The 16,541-nt window shown below is 69.1% G+C and carries 12 protein-coding genes; 1 reads left to right on the forward strand and 11 read right to left on the reverse strand.

What is annotated here, in order from left to right; genetic code table 11:
* Positions 1-14: 14 nt before the first annotated feature.
* The 7 genes from Q0581_RS12565 to Q0581_RS12595 all read right to left on the reverse strand — a co-directional run bounded on the left by Q0581_RS12565 (position 15) and on the right by Q0581_RS12595 (position 6,995).
* Positions 15-446 carry a prepilin-type N-terminal cleavage/methylation domain-containing protein gene (locus Q0581_RS12565; protein ID WP_298700763.1) on the reverse strand — a complete coding sequence of 144 codons (432 nt, stop codon included), beginning with the start codon at positions 444-446 and terminating at the stop codon, positions 15-17.
* Positions 446-1,648 carry a type II secretion system F family protein gene (locus Q0581_RS12570; protein ID WP_298700765.1) on the reverse strand — a complete coding sequence of 401 codons (1,203 nt, stop codon included), beginning with the start codon at positions 1,646-1,648 and terminating at the stop codon, positions 446-448. Before Q0581_RS12570 ends, Q0581_RS12565 begins: the two co-directional genes overlap by 1 nt.
* Positions 1,645-2,553 carry a glycosyltransferase family A protein gene (locus Q0581_RS12575; RefSeq protein WP_298700767.1) on the reverse strand — a complete coding sequence of 303 codons (909 nt, stop codon included), beginning with the start codon at positions 2,551-2,553 and terminating at the stop codon, positions 1,645-1,647. The genes Q0581_RS12570 and Q0581_RS12575 overlap by 4 nt, the downstream gene beginning before the upstream one ends.
* Complete coding sequence (locus tag Q0581_RS12580) at positions 2,550-3,242, reverse strand: sulfotransferase (protein ID WP_298700769.1); 693 nt, start codon at positions 3,240-3,242, stop codon at positions 2,550-2,552. The genes Q0581_RS12575 and Q0581_RS12580 overlap by 4 nt, the downstream gene beginning before the upstream one ends.
* Positions 3,239-4,990: a GspE/PulE family protein gene (locus Q0581_RS12585; RefSeq protein ID WP_298700770.1), complete on the reverse strand. Its 1,752-nt coding sequence runs from the start codon at positions 4,988-4,990 to the stop codon at positions 3,239-3,241. The genes Q0581_RS12580 and Q0581_RS12585 overlap by 4 nt, the downstream gene beginning before the upstream one ends.
* 26 nt (positions 4,991-5,016) lie before the next feature.
* Positions 5,017-5,286: a hypothetical protein gene (locus tag Q0581_RS12590; protein ID WP_298700771.1), complete on the reverse strand. Its 270-nt coding sequence runs from the start codon at positions 5,284-5,286 to the stop codon at positions 5,017-5,019.
* Positions 5,287-5,474: 188 nt separating this feature from the next.
* Positions 5,475-6,995, reverse strand: coding sequence for a hypothetical protein (locus tag Q0581_RS12595; protein WP_298700772.1), 1,521 nt, complete (start codon positions 6,993-6,995; stop codon positions 5,475-5,477).
* A 567-nt stretch (positions 6,996-7,562) separates the two neighbouring features.
* Here Q0581_RS12595 and Q0581_RS12600 point away from each other — a divergent pair.
* A complete protein-coding gene (locus Q0581_RS12600; protein WP_298700774.1) occupies positions 7,563-8,216 on the forward strand; it encodes a class I SAM-dependent methyltransferase in 654 nt (217 codons plus the stop codon).
* Here the strand turns inward: Q0581_RS12600 and rfbA are convergent.
* From rfbA to Q0581_RS12620, 4 genes are all read right to left on the reverse strand, one after another.
* On the reverse strand, positions 8,213-9,082 hold the full coding sequence (rfbA, locus tag Q0581_RS12605; RefSeq protein ID WP_298700776.1) for a glucose-1-phosphate thymidylyltransferase RfbA: 870 nt from the start codon (positions 9,080-9,082) through the stop codon (positions 8,213-8,215). The two genes, Q0581_RS12600 and rfbA, sit on opposite strands and share 4 nt — an antisense overlap.
* Positions 9,079-9,984: a dTDP-4-dehydrorhamnose reductase gene (gene rfbD / locus Q0581_RS12610; RefSeq protein ID WP_298700778.1), complete on the reverse strand. Its 906-nt coding sequence runs from the start codon at positions 9,982-9,984 to the stop codon at positions 9,079-9,081. Before rfbD ends, rfbA begins: the two co-directional genes overlap by 4 nt.
* A complete protein-coding gene (locus Q0581_RS12615) occupies positions 9,981-12,470 on the reverse strand; it encodes a glycosyltransferase (protein ID WP_298700780.1) in 2,490 nt (829 codons plus the stop codon). Before Q0581_RS12615 ends, rfbD begins: the two co-directional genes overlap by 4 nt.
* A 123-nt stretch (positions 12,471-12,593) precedes the next feature.
* A complete protein-coding gene (locus Q0581_RS12620) occupies positions 12,594-16,442 on the reverse strand; it encodes a DUF4214 domain-containing protein (RefSeq protein ID WP_298700782.1) in 3,849 nt (1,282 codons plus the stop codon).
* Positions 16,443-16,541: the final 99 nt, after the last annotated feature.

Here is a 16,541-nt window from a genome sequence, read left to right on the forward strand (position 1 = left end):
GTCAGAAACCCCGGTCAGAAACCCAGGCCGGGGATGTCGCTGCTCATGCGGCGCCAGCCCATCCGGTCGAACACCAGCGGCGCGGGCGGCGGCCCGGCGGCGGGCTGGACGCTGACCGTCATGGTGTAAAGCTGGACCCGGAACGCCCCCTGCCCCATGGGAAAGCCGGTATTGGCGACCTCGTCGCCATGCGGTTCGGCGATCCAGCGCACCGTGTCGCCGCCCGGCAGGGCGATGACGCCCTCAGGCTCGGCCATCGGATTGACGGCGCGCGTCAGGGCCAGGGCGTTCTCCTGCTGGGCCGACTGGGCGATGGCGCGGGCGGCGCGCTGCTGGCCCCGGGCCATCTGAAGCTGCAGCTCGAAGATGGCCAGCAGCGTCACCGAGGCGATGGCCAGGGCGACCAGGGCCTCGATCAGGCTGAAGCCCGCGCGACGGCGCCGCATCACACGGCGCCCTCGTAGACGCTGGACAGGGCCAGGACCAGCGACAGGGCCACGAAGCCGACGATCAGCGAGATGAAGGCGATGGCCAGCGGCTCCAATAACGAGGTCAGCCGCTTCATCCGGTCGCGCAGGCGATCTTCGTAATTGTCGGCGATGAAGCCGAACATAGCCCCCACCGCGCCCGACTTCTGACCGGCGCGCAGCAGACTGAGATCCATCGCCTCCAGCCGCGTATGCGACGCCAGCGAGGCGTCTAGGGTGACGCCCGCCCTCAGGTCGCTGTCCAGCATGTCCAGCCCGCGCCGGAACGATCCGATCGGCACCGCCGCCCGCGACAGGGCCATGGCCGACAGAATGGGCACGCCGCTGTTCAGGGCGAAGGCCGACAGGCGCGCCCAGGCGGTGATCTCTCGCGCCTGGATCACCGGGCCGATCACCGGCGCGCCGTGGGCGACGCCATAGGCGCGGGCGCGCACCTGGGGATTGGTGGCGATCACCACGCCCAGCACGACCAGGGCGGCCAGGGCCAGGCCCACGATCGGCAGATTGGCGTTGGCGAACTCGCCCGCCGCCAGAACCCACCGCGACACGGCCGGCACATTCTCTCGGTTCTCGCCGATCATGGCCCCGAAACGCGGCACCACCTGGGTGAAGATGAAGCCCACCGCGCCGAAGCCCGCGAACAGCAGGAAGGCCGGGTAGGTCATGGCGTTGGTGAAGTCGCGCCGCAGCCGGTCTTCATAGGCCATCTGTTCGGCCGCCTGACGCAGGACGTCGGCGATCTTGCCCGACGCCTCGCCCACCCGGGCCATGGCGTAGACATAGTCGGGGAAGCCCCGGACATGGCCCTCCATCGCCGCGCCGAAGGAATCGCCGCGACGCAGGGCGGCGATGGCGGCCTGGAACTGGGCCTTGCCCTTGTTGGCCTGAATGCCCTGGGCCACCGTCTCCATCGCTTCCAGCAGCGACACCCCGGCCTCGATCATCAGGGCCAGCTGACGCAGCACCAGCACCCGTTCGGCCGGTTTCAGGTCGCGGTCGCTACCCTGGGCCTTCACCGCCGCCGGGGCGATCTTCAGCACTGTCAGACCATCGGCCGACAGGCGGCGCACGGCCGCCGCCTCGTCCGGCGCGGCGACCTGGCCCTTCATCGTCAGGCCGTCACGGCCCACGGCCTCGTACTGGAACGGCAGATCGGTCATGCGGCGGGCGGGAAGAACAGCGGCCTGACGCGGGGATGCGTCACCCGACCATACAGGATCGGGGTGCGGTCCGTCCTGACATAGTCGCGGCCGGTCGCGGCGCGGTAATCACGGTGATAGGCGTCGGCCAGCGCCTCTTCCTCGCCCGGCAGGCGACGGCGGATGCCGCCTTCCTGGGTCGTGGCGCCGTAGTGCAGCTGGTGAAACGTGCCCTCGCCCACCAGCATGACCAGCGGCCCATCGGCGCTGAGACGTTCAAAGGCGTCATAGTTGGCGAAACCGCCGCCCAGGGCGCGGAACCCCTCGTTGAACCCGCCCCGCTCCAGGAACCGCGCCCGGTCCATGACGAAGAAGGTGGTTTCCGGCGGCGAACGGAAGGCGCCCTCAGCATAGCTTTCGCCCAGGGCGCAGATCTCGAACAGGCGATAGCCGTCGGCGGGCCAGCCGATGCCGGCCAGAAGTCCGTCCTCGACCGCGCGAGTATAGCCTTCGGCGACCGACACCTGCTGCACCTTCGGCCCCAGGTGGAAGCCCAGTGTGGCGACGAAGGCGTCGGGGTGGACGGCCATGGCCTGAAGCGCACCCTGCACCAGGCCGGGCGAGGCCATGCGGGCGCCGTCCACGGCCACGGCGATCCGTTCGCCCTTGGCCATGGCGGCCGCGCGGTTGATGGCGATGCAGGGCGAGGCGCCGCCGTCATCGACCCGCAGGATGGTCACCGGCGCATCGGCGTCGAACCATTCGGCGCGCACCGGATCGGTCGAGCCGTTGTCGGCCACGATGATCTCGACCTCACCCGGCGCAATCCCGGTCTGATAGGGCGGCAGCAACGACCGTATGGTGCGCGGCAGTTCACGCGCCATGTCGAAGGCCACCACCACGATGGACAGGCGCGGCCGGGTCACGCCGCCGCCTCCAGCAGGCGCGCCCACATGGCCGTGGCCTGGGTCGGCACCGGTCCCGCGGCCTTCTGGTGCGTCAGTTCGGCCTCGCGGAACGGCATTGGCGCGGTGGCGTCCAGCCCCAGGTCGGCGGCGGCGGCCCGCACGCGCGCCTCATAATCCGGGGCGTCATAGTCGATGACGGCGAAGGGCGCCCTGTCGCGCCAGGCCAGCATGGCGGCGTTGTATCCGGCCCAGATGGCCACTGAGCGGTCGGTCTCGAAGCCGTTGCGCGCCGCCAGCGACCCGGCCACCGCCAGCGGATGCCGGAACGAGCCCACCAGCCGCAGATCCGGCAGCACCTCGAACCAGCCGTCCAGCAGCAGGGTGGCGCGCGGATCCTTGAACCCCCAAGGATGCGGCAGGCCGTCATAGTCGGCCAGAACGGCGCGCAGGGCCGCGATCTCGTCACGGGTCCAGGCCACGGGCTCGGCGGGCGGCGCGTCCCAGGCGGCGCCGACGCGGGCCAGGACGGCGTCATGCACCGGCCACAGGCGCGGGTTTTCGCGGTTGCCCTTCTTGTTGTGCGGGGCGGCGGTGTTCACCTGGCCCAGGGTCAGGCCCAGATCCTGAAGACAGCCCGCCAGGCACGAGGTGCCCGACCGGTGCATGCCCACGACGGCGATCGGCGCCGCAGCCGGGACGGGACTCAAGCCTCGCCTCCGCCGACGATGCGGTGAACCTCGGTCAGGGCCGTCTCGCCGCGCCGGGCCTTGAGGAAGGCGTCGTCGCCGAAGCTCAGAAAACCGTCCTCGCGCGCAATATCGGTCAGGCGGTCCTCGTCCGCGCCCTGGCGCAGGCCGGCGGTCAGGGCGGCGGACATGGGCGCGATCTCATAGACGCCGACCCGGCCGCGGAAGCCCGACTGGCCGCATTTGGGACAGCCGACCGGCTCGTGCCAGTTCGCCGGCTGGCCCTTGACCTGTTTGCGCACAGCCTTGGGCAGATCGGCCTCATGCAGGGCGGCCTCTTCGGGCGTGGAGGGCCGTTTACAATCGACGCACAGGCGCCGCACCAGCCGCTGGCCCTGGACGCCGCGGATCACGTCGGCCAGCAGATAGTCCTCGATCCCCAGGTCCAGCAGGCGCGGAATGGCCGCCAGGGCCGAGTTGGTGTGGACCGTCGAAATGACCAGGTGGCCGGTCAGGGCCGCCTGGACGGCGATGCGCGCCGTCTCGGGGTCGCGGATTTCGCCGACCATGATGACATCCGGGTCCTGGCGCAGGATCGAGCGCAGACCGGCGGCGAAGGTCAGGCCGATTTCGGACCGCACCCGCACCTGGACCACGCCGGGCAGGTCCAGTTCGACCGGGTCTTCGACCGTGATGATCTTGCGCTGGCCGTCGTTCAGATGGGTCAGCAGGCGATAGATGGTCGTGGTCTTGCCCGAGCCGGTCGGGCCGGTGACCAGCAGCACGCCGTTCGGCTGTTCCGACAGTTCCAGCAGGCTCTGTTCCTGGGCCGGGGACACCCCCAGTTCGGACAGTTCGGGCAGGCGGCTGGTCTTGCCCAGCAGGCGCAGGACGATGGATTCGCCCCACGACGCCGGCAGGGTCGAGACACGAAGATCCACCTCCTGGCCCGAGACGCGGATCGACTGGCGGCCGTCCTGCGGCAGGCGGCGCTCGCCGATATCCATGCCGGACAACAGCTTGATGCGCGAACAGACGGCGTCATAGCTGCTGCGCGGGGCGGTGCGGGCGGTGCTGAGCACGCCGTCGATGCGCATACGCACGACGAAGCGGTCCTCGAACGGTTCGACGTGCACGTCCGAAGCGCGGCGCGACAGGGCCTCGGCGAAGACGGCGTTGACGAAGTCGATGGTCGGCGCTTCTTGGGCCAGTTCGCGCAGGCGCGCCGCATCGGCGCCGCCGCCCAGGATATCGATATCCAGGCCGCCGCGCCCCTGATGCAGCAGGTCGCCGGTCAGGCCCTCGATCACCGACCGGGGCGCCAGCAGGAAGGTGACGGGATCGGGCGTGGCCTGGCCGATTCGTTCGGCCAGCAGGGTGTCCAGCGGCTGGACCGCCGCGCACAGGATCGGGGCGTCCGCCGCATCGCCCGCCCGCCAGGCCACGGCCTCGCGCTCCGCCCACCAGGACACGGGCGAGCCGATCTGGGCCAGGAAAGCGGCGATGCGGTCGGGCGCGGGCGCGTCCTCGGGCGTCAGCACCGCCAGACCCAGCTGTTCGGACAGCACCTGAAGCAAGTCCGTCTCGGACAGGGCGCCCAGGCGCACCAGATTCAGCCCGATCAGGCCGCCGTTCTGCGCCTGAAGAGACAGGGCGTTCTGAACGTCGGCCGCCGTGACCAGTCCACGATCCAGCAACAGTTCGCCCAGCCGCCGACGGTCGGCGGCGGGAAAGCGGATGGCGATCGGATCGGGGGACGGCGCGGTCATGGATCAGGTCCGGTTCGGACGCGGCCTCAGCGTTTGGCCGCGACCTCGGGCATCAGGCCATCGACGATGAAACGCATACCGCTGGAATCATGGGCCATGGAGCGCAGAAAGGCCAGGGTGTTGCCGGCCTGTTCGGCGAAGGTGACGCTGCAGCTGGGCGTGAAGGTGACGTTCTGGAAATTCGGAGCCTGGCCGCCCGAATAGTGCAGGGCGGCGTTCTCGAACACCACATTGACGTAGGTGTTGCCATCCAGATCGACGCGGCCGGCGACAGTCTGATCCTTGATCTCGGCCATGGGCCAACTCCGTGAAGGTGAAGGGTTCTGTCCCCTTCCCTGCGCCAGAACGGGCGAGGCCGCAACCATGGGCGCGTTTGGAGCATGCCGACAGGCGACCTGCAGTCGGGTCCAGACGACAGGCAAAGAAAAAGGGGAGGGCCGAAGCCCTCCCCTTCCGAGACGATCCGAAGACCGTATCGTTTTTCTTACGGCACGTAGACGATGCCGGCGCCGGTGCCGACCGATTGGTCGTTGGCGACGGTGCCGCTTTCGAACTCGGTGACCGAGCCGTTGGCCAGGGTGGCGTAACGACGGGCCGTGATCTGCTCCGGACGGGCTTCGATCGAGATCTGCACGTCGCCGCGGCCGAAGTCACCCAGTTCGGTGGTCAGCAGGGCGGTGTTGATCACGCGCTCGCCGTTGGCGGCGATGCTCGGGAACAGTTGCTTCGGCGCCGTCAGGGCGACGTAGCTGCCACCTTGCAGGGTCGGCTGGTTGTTCAGAACTTGGCCATAGACGGCGCCCGTGGTCGAAGCGCTGACGTTGCCCAGACGGATCAGGTTGGTCGAACCGTTGGCGTTCTGGATGGCGGTCGAGTTCATCCACGGGAAGATGATGTTGGTGCCATCACGCTCGATCGGCTCCAGGGCGCGGTTGGCCGCGGTTTCCTGGTTGTACTTCGTCGCATCCAGTTCGTAGGCGACAGCGATTTCGTAGGCCGAGGCCGGGATCGCAGCCGTACCCGTCTTGGTGACGGTGAACTCGTTGGCGGCGGTCAGGGTCAGACCACCCTTCACTTCCACGACGCCCGCCTGGATGTTGGCGTGGGTCGAGGTCGTGCGGCCGGTGTTGTAGGCGCTGGCCACACCACCGAAGGCGGTGTTCAGGGTCGAGAAGTTGCCGGTGACGACAGCATCGACGTCCAGGACGTCGGTGGCGGCGACCACGGCGTTGGTGCGCAGCAGGCCGTACTTGGCGGTTTCATCGACGATCAGAGCGGCCGTACCCAGGACGCCGACAGTGCCGGTTTCCGGAGCAGCGGTGTGGAAGCCCGCGGCGGTCTTGAAGGTGGTGTAGACCGGGGTCACGTCCAGGGTGGCGACGGTGTTGCCGTAGGCGCCGGTGCCCAGGGTGCGCGGAGCGACGATCGAGGCATCGACGGTCCAGGCGAAGGCGTCCGGACGGCTGATGATGACCTTGGTGCCCGAGAAACCGTTGTCGATCGGGGTCAGAGCGCCGTCGGTCACCAGGTTGGTGCGGACGCTGACGTCGCCGGCGCCGGTGACGCGGATCGGCAGATCCATGTTGAAGCTGGCGCAGTTGGCGGCCGAGTTCGACACGATGAACACAGCCGTCTTGGCCGTCGGGGTGGTCGACGGAGCGGCGGTGAAGGTGGTGCAGCCGGCGCCCGGCAGCACGTTGGCGGCCGTCGGAGCGGTCGCGAACTCAGCGTTGCCGATCAGTTCGATCGTCAGCACGACGTTGCCCGAGGGCAGGAAGCCCGACGACAGGGTGTCGGCCAGGGCGAACACGTTGGTGTTCGACGGCGTCTTGGCTTCTTGAGCCAGCGGATAGCTGCCGCCCGGGCCGCTGACAGTGGCGTCGGTGTCGATGATGTGCGCCGGCAGGGTGCCAGCGGCGCGGAAGGTGATGGTGTGAGCGCTGGCGGCGCCCGCAAAAGCCATGACCGAAACGGCGGTCGCGGCGAGAAGGATGTTCTTAGTCATTTGGATATGGTCCCCCAAAGAAACCTGTTGTGTGGACGTAGCCAACGTTGAAACGCCTTTCGGCCACAGTTCAAGCCTGAAAATTCAGGCCGGGCTGCGCCCACGGCAAGCGCTTTCTATCCCGACGACTTTCGCCCGGTCAAGGGGATTTGCGCAGATGCGGTCGACGAAACACTGTGGAAACGCCAGTTGTGACGGGTGCTTAGACGCCCGCGAATGCGTCGAGGTGCAAAATCCCCATGCGTTCAGTCGACGGCCGCCGCCACGCCCCCTGCCGCGCGAAACGGCGAAGGCGCGACATGGGACCGCCGCGACTGGGGCGCCCCAGAGCATCGGTATGGAATTGCTCAGCAAAGCGTCGTCCTGGATCGATTTCATCTGTCCGGCGGGGTCGCTGCACGCCCCTGAACGCCGTTATCGGATAGTCGCGCGAAAGGCGAGTTCCCGCTTTTGCATTTTCTAGGGCGGTCTTCGCTGAATGCTGGCGTTGCAGGATTACGGCGATGTAAGAGAAGCCCCGACTCGTGGCGACGGCGCCACACCTGAAACCCGACCAGCCGAGGAATCATGTCCAATCCCTATATGGACGAGGCCCTGACGCGGGTGCGCCTGGCCGAACACGGCCACCGGGCGGTGGTCGGGGGGCTGTGGGACGTGATCGGCCCGCTGCAGCGGGATTTCCTGATCGCCCAGGGGATGCAGCGGACCGACCGTGTGCTGGACATCGGTTGCGGCGCCCTGCGCGGCGGTGCGCCGCTGGCGGCCTGGCTGGATGCCGGCGGCTATTATGGAATCGATATTTCCGAATCCCTGATCGAGGCCGGGTGGCGCGAGGAGATCGCCGCCGCCGGCATGGCCGACCGCCTGCCGCGCGATCATCTGCACGTCACCAAGGATTTCGAGGTTCCGTTCGGCGTGACCTTCGACCTGGGGCTGGCCATCTCGCTGTTCACCCATCTGAAGATCGACGGCTATCAGCGGTGCGTGGAACGGATGACGCCGCATTTCCGGGCGGGCGGGCGGATCTTCGCCACCGTGTTCGAGGGCCAGGGGCCGGAGACGCGCCATCCGGCGGGGGTGGTGTCCTATCCCAACCGCGACCCGTACCATTTCACGCGCGACCAGCTGGCCCAGGCGACGCCGGCGGGCTGGACCTTCGACTGGATCGGGGACTGGGCCCATCCGCGTGACCAGCAGATGATCGTATTGACGCGGGCTTAGGCCTCTTCGGCCAGCACCCGGCGCAGATAGGCGCCGTAGTCATTGCCCATGTCGGCGGCCAGCCGCTCCAGGGCCGGGGCGTCGATGAAGCCCTGGCGCCAGGCGATCTCTTCGGGGCAGCCGATCTTGAAGCCCTGGCGCTGTTCCAGCGTCCGCACGAACTGGGCCGCTTCCAGCAGGCTGTCGGGCGTGCCGGTGTCCAGCCAGGCGAAGCCGCGCCCCAGGCGTTCGACCGACAGCTGGCCCCGCTCCAGATAGGCGCGGTTCAGGTCGGTGATCTCCAGCTCGCCCCGCGCCGAGGGCTTCAGCCCGGCCGCCAGGTCCGGCGCCTGGGAGTCATATATATAGAGTCCCGTCACCGCCCAGTTGGAGCGCGGGGCGGCGGGCTTCTCCTCCAGATCGACCGCGCGGCCGTCCGGGCCGAAGCTGACCACGCCATACCGCTGGGGATCGGTGACATGATAGGCGAAGACGGTGGCCCCGTCGGGCCGGGCCAGCGCGCGGCCGAACATCTGGCCCAGGCCGCGCCCGTAGAAGATGTTGTCGCCCAGGATCAGCGCCGAGGGGCCGCCGGCCACGAAGTCGGCGCCGATGACATAGGCCTGAGCCAGACCTTCGGGCCGGGGCTGTTCGGCATAGGACAGGTTCAGCCCCCAGCGCGCGCCGTCGCCCAGCAGGGCCTGGAACGCTGGCCGGTCGTGCGGCGTGGTGATGATCAGGATCTCGCGCACCCCCGCCAGCATCAGGGCGCCCAGCGGATAATAGATCATCGGCTTGTCGTAGACGGGCATCAACTGCTTGGACACGACGCGCGTCATGGGGTGCAGGCGCGTGCCCGTGCCGCCCGCCAGGATGATGCCCTTCATCGTCCGCCCCCTTCGCGCACCCTGCCACCGACCAGATCGGCCACGGCCTGCCGCCAGGGCGGGGCCGTGACGCCATAGTCGCGCGCCATCGCCTGGGACGCCAGCGGCGAGGCGCGCGGGCGCGGCGCCCGGTCCGGCCCTGTGTCCGCGGGACGGCCCGCAACGATCGGTGCGACGGGACCGCCCGCCGCCTGGCGTGCGTCCAGAATCGCCTGGGCCAGATCGCGCCACGACGCCCGCCCCTGCCCGGCGAAATGATAGGTTCCGCCCGGCGCGGCCGGGTCGGTCGCCAGCCGCGCGGCCACGGCGATCAGGGCGGCGGCCAGGGACGGGGTCGTGGTCGGCGAGCCGTACAGATCCTCGACCACGCGGATGTCGGCGCCCGCATCGGCCTGATCCAGGATGGCGGTCACGAAGCCCGGCCGGTCCGGCCCGACCAGCCAGGCGGTGCGCACGATCACGGCGTCGGGCGCGGCGGCCAGGATGGCCTGTTCGCCCTCCCATTTGCTGCGGCCATAGACGCCCAGGGGGTTCGGCGCATCGGTCTCGACATAGGGCCGGTCGGCGGCGCCGTCGAAGACATAGTCGGTCGAGACATGCAGCAGCCGCGCGCCCGACCGCGCGCAGGCGGCGGCCAGGATGGCGGGCAGGTCGCGGTTCAGTCGCCGCGCGGCCTCGGGCTCGCGCTCGGCCCCGTCCACATCGGTCCAGGCGGCGGCGTTCAGCACCACCGCCGGGCGATGGCGATCCAGTGCGGCGTCCACGGCGGCCGGGTCCAGGGCGTCCAGATCGGCGCGGGTGGCCAGAATCGGCGACAGGGCGGCGGGCCAGTCCGCGCGGGCCAGGGCGCGGCCCAGCCGCCCCCCCGCCCCGACCACCAGCACGGCGGCGGGCGCGCTCAACGGCCCACGGGCGGCGGCGGCTTCAGCCGGTCGAACGGCCGCCCGTCGCGCGCGAAATGAGGGTTGAAGCCCGGGTCATCGGCATAGCCCTGGCCCCAGCGGCGCCACAGGCGAGCGGTGGCCTGGGCCGAGGCGCGCAGGCGTTCGCCGTCCTGACTGAGCCCCCGCGACTTGGATTCCAGATGATACAGGGTCGCGCCGGGTTCATAGATCACCGCCAGCCCCTGGTCCTGGGCTCGCAGGCAGAAGTCGGCGTCATTGCCTTCCACCGGCAGGCGCGTGGCGTCGAACCCACCCAGCCGCTGGAACACCTGGGCCGACACGGCCATGCAGGCGCCGGTGACCGAGACGGATCGGTGCGCCAGGGCGTGCCGCCCCATCCAGCCCGCATCGGCGCCGGGCCGACCGACGCCTTCGTGGATCAGGAAGGCGTCGGGCCGGGGCCGCGCCACCATGCCCGCGTGCTGCAGGGTTCCGTCCTGATAGACCAGCCGCGCCCCCACGGCGCCGACGTCGGACCGCAGGGCCTGGGCGACCAGGGCGTCCAGCCAGTCGGGGCTGATGACCACGGTGTCGTCGTTCAGGAAGACCAGAACCTCGCCGTCCGACGCCTGGGCCGCCAGATTGTTCATCAGGGCCCAGTTGAAGGCGCCGTCATAGGGGGTGATCTCGATCTGCCCGGCGGCGCGACGGTCGTCCAGCAGGGCGCGGACCTGGGCGTCGCGGCTGTCGTGATCGACCACCCGCACGGTCATGACGCAGCGGTTGGCGTCGCGGTGGGCCTGAAGGCTGTCCAGACACGGGCGCAACAGGTCCAGCCGGTCGCGGGTCGGGATGATGACGGTCGCGCGCGCGCCCTCGGGCACGGCGTGGCGCACCCGCACGGCGCCGGGAACGCGGGCGCCCAGGATGTCGGTCTGCGGCGTCACCTGCGCCGTCTCGCCCATGCGCACCAGATGCGCGCGCAGCGTCTCGGCCCAGGCGTCGGCGTCCGGCGCGACCGGCGCCTCGGCCCTGCGGCTGAACAAGACGCGGGGGATGGACGCGATCTGGCCGCCCGCCTCGGCCGCCGCCAGCACGGCGCGCGGACCGTCGGCGAACCCTTCGCCCACCGCATCGGCGAAGGCCAGGCAGTCGCCGACCCACGGCGACTGACGCAGATAATCCAGGTCGAAGCCGGGCTTCAGGACCGGCGCCGCGTGCGCGCGACGGCGCCAGTCGTCCGGCCCGTCCGTCTCGGCCGCCAGTTGATCTTCGTCGACATAGGCCACCACGGTGTGGGGCCGCGCGTCGAACAGGGCCTGCACCGCCTCCACCGCATCGGGCGCCAGAAGGCCCGAGGCCGCAAAGGCCAGCACCGGCCCCTGGCCCGCCGGCGGTTCGCCGACGGTGATCGTAGGGGCCGCCCATCCACGCCGGGCGATCAGGTCGTCCAGCAGTCGCCGCCCCTGATCATCCAGGCCGACGACGAAGACCCCGGCGGGGGGCACGCTCTGCTCCAGGGCGCTGTCCAGCGCCTCCTCCAACCATCCGCCCGGACAGTCGGCGGCGTCGATGCGGATGCGGACACGGCCCGGCCCAGCGGCGGGCGCCAGGGCGGCGCGGATGGCGTCGTGCGCCGGGCGATACCAGGCGTCGAAATAGTCGGGCCAGTCGCCGGCGCGCCGGGTCAGGGCGCCTTCGACCGCCGGCAGCATGGCCTCCAGACGGCCCAGGGTCTGGCGCACCTGTGCCAGTTCGCGGCGCACCGCCTCATAGGCCAGAACCTCGTGCGGGTTCGGCCCGCTTAGAACCCCGGTCCCGATCGGCGCCGGATGGCCGGCCTCGCGCACCTCCAGCCGCTGTTCGGGGCCGCCGGACACGGCGCCGGCGGGAACGATCAGCTCGAACCCCGCCGTCTGGGCGCCGAACCGCTCCTGAATGTCGCGGCGGAAGACGCCCGTCGCGCCGGCTCCGGCGAAGACCCCGTCGATCCACAGCTCCAGCGCCATCGGCCGTTGCGGGTCGGCCAGGTCCAGCGCCCAGCCGGCGACGCGATCCGGCGCGACGCTGTCCACGGCGCCCAGGACCCGGCGCACGTCATCGGCCGCCGCCTGGGACAACAGGGCCGCCCAGGCGCGCTCCTCGAACGGCCGCTGCTCCAGGCCAAAGACCGCCGCGTCATCGGCGAACAGGGCGCGATACAGCTGCGCCCACGAGCGCGCGGCGATCACCGCCGGAGCGCGATCCGTCAGGGGGAAGGTCGCCGCCACCCAGTCGCGCAAGGACTGGGATGGCGGATAGTCGAAATCGGCCTCGCGCGGTTCACCGCCCCGCAGATAGGCGTCGGCCACACGGTCGCGGAATTCGCCCGATTGAAAGAAGACGGCCGCCATCGCCGCCCGGTCCATGTCCGCCAGGGCGGACAGGTCGGCGCCCGGTTCGGGCGCACGGCCCAGCGCCAACCGATACAGATTGACGATCTCGTCGCGCCGGTCGTCGTCCAAGCGCCCCTCCCCGCCCTATCGCCCATGCGGTCTAGCGGCGGGCGGTCGCCACCGCAACGCATCGCCCCAAAAGACAGAACCCGGAGCGTCGCCGCTCCGGGTTCCCATTCTCGTCTTCCGACGTCAGGCGAAGATGTCGTCGGGCGCGGTGTTGTGATGGCGCTGGTCGAAATGATCCAGGTCCTGCGGCCGGTCGATGGCGTCGAAGCGGACATCCGCCTCACGCGTCAGCCAGCCCATGTCGTCGGCGCCGGGCAGAACCTGCGGCTCGAAGGCGTCGTCCTGGTACAGGTCGGGAAGACCGTCGGGCGTCAGTTCGTCCTTGACGCTCAGGATGAAGTCATCCGGCTGACCGCTGAACGGCGAGACCTCGGCCACGAAGGGCTTTTCGGTTTCGGCGACTGGCAGGATTTCGGCGACCGGCGCCGTTTCGGCCGACAGGATGTGGTCGTCCTCGACCAGACCGCTGAAGCGCGACACCTCGGCGATCGGCGCCTTGCCGTCGGCGCCGTCTTCCAGCCCCGGCAGGACCTGAGGCGCGAAGGCGTCGTCGTCCTGTCCCTTATCGACCAGCGCCGGCAGAACCTGGGCGGCCCCATCCTCGTCAGGCGACGAGGCGGGATACAGGCCGTTTTCGAAATTGCGGACGGTCTGCTGCCAGGTCTGGAAATAGCTGAGCTTGTTCTCGTCCGAAGTGGCGAAGATCAGCAGCATCTCGGCGCGGCTGGTTCCGCTGTTCAGACGGGCGGTCCAGTCGGCGACACCCTGGGCGTCGCCGACACGACCCAGGGCCGTCTGGTACAGCATTTCGACATACTGCTGGTTATTCAGGGCGCCGAAGCGGGTCTGGAACTCCTGCGACGTCATGAAGGCCTGGGCCAACTGCAGCTCGGTCAGACCATTGGCCATTTCCGCGCGCCAGGTCCTGAGCCCCGCCAGGTCCGGGTTGCGGTCCAGCGCCGCGTCATACATGCGCGCGATCAGGAAAGTGGCCTCGTCCTGGATCCACATGCCCTGGGCCAGGATCTTGGCCGTCATGACGTCCTTGTGCTCCTGGGATTCGGAGAAGTGGTACAGAACCTCGGCGCGCGTCATGCCGTTGTCCATGTTGCGCACCCAGTGGGCCAGGCCTTCGGTGTCCGCTTCGCGATCCAGCGAGAAGCGGTACATCTCCTTGAGGAAGTCGGTGTTGGTCAGGGCGCCATAGCGACGCTGGAACTCCGGCGAGGCCTCGAACACGTCCGACAGGCGGCTCAGCGGCGTGCCGCGCGCCAGTTCGTCGGTCCAGGTGCGCATGCCGAACACGTCCGGCCCCCGGTCGAAGGCCGCGTCGTACATGCGATAGACCACGGCATACAGACTGTCGGTCTCGAACGAGAAACGGCCGTCCAGGAACTCGATGCTCTCGACGCCCGAGATGGTGTCGGTGCCGCCCTCGAAGCCGCCGCGAACGGTGAAGCCGTTGATCCCCCCGGCCGCCGTCGCATAGCCGCGAACCAGACCGTCGTACATGGTACGGTCATAACCGCCGCCGCCGCTGATCACGTCCGATCCCCGACCGCCGACAAGAATATCGTCGCTGTCCCCGCCATTCAGGATGTCGTTGCCGTCTTCGCCGTACAGGGTCGACCCGACGGTGCGGGTCGGCACGACCGAATGGCCGGGAATGGAGACGTGCAGGCTGTAGGTTCCGCCCGCCGCCGGCGGCTTGCTGGTGAAGGTTCCACCCGTATTGGCCGCCCATTCGGCGACCTGGATGTAGTAGGTGCCCGCCACTGCAAAGGTGAAGGTCATGTGGGAATCTGTCTGCGATCCGCCATCGCTGACCGAACCGTCATCATTGATGCTCATTTCCACGCCTTGGGCGTTGAACAGGCGCAGGGTGGAATCGAAGCTGGCGTTGTCGATGTCGAAGGTGACGGCGACGCCCGCCGTGACGGTGAAGGCGTAATATTCCATCCCGCCATGCGTCGTCGCCCGCACCGTGGCGTGCGGAATGGTGGTCGAGTTGGCGATGTCGGGATCACTCAGCAGGTCGAAGCCGCCATCCAGCGACACGGCGCTGTTCATGGTGGCGTTGACCGTCGCCCGCGCCTTGACGATGTCGGGCGCTCCGCCGGTGACGCCGCCGGCCCCGGCGAACAGGATGTCGTTGCCGCCGCCGCCGCGCAGGACGTCGATGCCGCCGTTGCCGCGAAGCACATTGGCCGCACTGTCGCCGGTCAGGACGTCGTTCCCCGACGAGCCGTTGACGTTCTCGATCCCGCTCAGCGTATCTTCGCCATGTCCGCCCGTGGCCCGACCGGTCGACAGATTGACCGTCACGCCCGAGGGGGCGTTGGTGTAATCCGCCGTGTCGTTGCCCGCCCCGCCGTTCAGGGTGTCGTTGCCCGCCCCGCCGATCAGCAGATCGTCGCCGTCGCCGCCATTCAGCGTGTCGTTGCCCGAGCCGCCGTCCAGGGTGTCATTGCCGCCCAGGCCGTTCAGAGTGTCGTCGCCGCCCAGGCCGCTGAGGCTGTCCGCGAACTGGGTGCCGTCCATGACGTTGGCGCCCGCATCACCGGTCAGGTTCACGCCGCTGGTCGGCGGGGCCGAAGGCGCGGCGACCGTCTGGTCCGAGAACCGCAGGAACTCGATACTGGTCAGGGTGTCGGTCCCGTCCGGCCCGACCACCGTGGCGTTCGAGCCGTTCCAGGTGATGGTGTAGGCCGAGCGCGGCCCGCTGAAGACCGCCGTGTCGGTCCCCAGACCACCGTCGATGGTGTCATTGCCCGCACCGCCGGTCAGAACGTTGTCGGAGCCGTTGCCGCGGATGGTGTCGTTGCCCGAGCCGCCGATGGCGTTCTCGATCACCACATTCATGGCCACGGCCACATTGCCGATCAGGCCGCCCACGTTCGAGAAGGCGCCCTGGCGCAGATCGATGACCTGGTTCTGGGTATAGCCCGAGAAGTCGAAGGTATCGACGCCGCCCGCATCCCAGACCGCGAAGATCAAGACCGAACCGATGCCCGTCGCGCTGTACCACGACTGGCCGGCGTTGGAGTTGAAGCCATAGGTGGTGTCGCCCGTGCGCACCGACATATTGGCGCCGTACAGGCGCTGGATGGCCACAATGTCGTCCAGCAGCGGCACCGCCGAATACATGCCGTTGTGATTGCCGCCGGTGTTGGTGGCGCTGAAATAGCTCATCACCGTGTACTGACGGCTGTCTTCATAATATTCCGCATTGGCGGCATAGGTGATGGTCTGGCCCGGCCCCGCGTTATAGGCGCCGGGGTGACGCAGGCCCAGGGCGTGGCCGATCTCGTGCGTCAGCACCTGATAGCCGTACTGAAGCCACTGCGGATTGGCGTTGTAAGCCAGGGAGCTGTTGACCCACACGTCGCCGCTGGCCGAGCCGATGGCGCCGTTGCCCGGCAGATAGGCGAAGGCCGCCGCGCCGTCCGAACCCGACGAGTAGTTTCCGAACAGCATGGTGGCGTTGTTGGAATAGCCATCACCGTCATTGACGCGGGTAAAGGTGATGTTGGCCACATCGGCCCATGAGGCCAGCGCGCTCAGGGTGGCGGTGATCTGCGCTTCGGTGAAACGGCTGAAGCCCTGGGTGTCGTCGGGCATGGTGGTCGGGGTCGTCGACCGGAAGGCGAAGCTGATGTTGGCCGGCTGGCCCAGGGCGGCGCCCCAGAACAGGTTGGAGCGTGTGATGTGCCCGCCCGCCTCGGTCGGGTCGAACGAAATCTTGCCGTTCGGCTGGCGGGCGCCGCCGCCGCGATCATCGGCGTTCAGGAAATATTCCGCCGTCGGGCCGTCCTCGACCACGGGGCCATGGAAACCGCCGCAGCAGCCGCACGGCGCATATTCGCCGACATCGCCGAAGAAACGCTTGTCCAGCAAGGCGTCGGGATTGCGCGCCGCCTGGAAGTTCTCCTGACCAAAGGCGCGACGGCCCAGGATTTCCGCGTCAAACATGGGGGAATTTTCCGTTCTCGAAGAGGGTCTGACGGGAGGATGACCGGTCGTCCGCTTTCCGGCAAGCATGGCGATAATACGCAGACGCCGTTGCACCCC

The organism is uncultured Brevundimonas sp., from assembly GCF_937863155.1.
Taxonomy (GTDB): Bacteria; Pseudomonadota; Alphaproteobacteria; order Caulobacterales; family Caulobacteraceae; genus Brevundimonas.

Coding starts and splice junctions, on each gene's coding strand:
- Q0581_RS12595 (WP_298700772.1), bottom strand. CDS start 6,995: ATGACTAAGAACATCCTTCTCGCCGCGACCGCCGTTTCGGTCATGGCT.
- rfbA (WP_298700776.1), bottom strand. CDS start 9,082: ATGAAGGGCATCATCCTGGCGGGCGGCACGGGCACGCGCCTGCACCCC.
- Q0581_RS12600 (WP_298700774.1), top strand. CDS start 7,563: ATGTCCAATCCCTATATGGACGAGGCCCTGACGCGGGTGCGCCTGGCC.
- Q0581_RS12570 (WP_298700765.1), bottom strand. CDS start 1,648: ATGACCGATCTGCCGTTCCAGTACGAGGCCGTGGGCCGTGACGGCCTG.
- Q0581_RS12620 (WP_298700782.1), bottom strand. CDS start 16,442: ATGTTTGACGCGGAAATCCTGGGCCGTCGCGCCTTTGGTCAGGAGAAC.
- Q0581_RS12565 (WP_298700763.1), bottom strand. CDS start 446: ATGCGGCGCCGTCGCGCGGGCTTCAGCCTGATCGAGGCCCTGGTCGCC.
- Q0581_RS12585 (WP_298700770.1), bottom strand. CDS start 4,990: ATGACCGCGCCGTCCCCCGATCCGATCGCCATCCGCTTTCCCGCCGCC.
- Q0581_RS12590 (WP_298700771.1), bottom strand. CDS start 5,286: ATGGCCGAGATCAAGGATCAGACTGTCGCCGGCCGCGTCGATCTGGAT.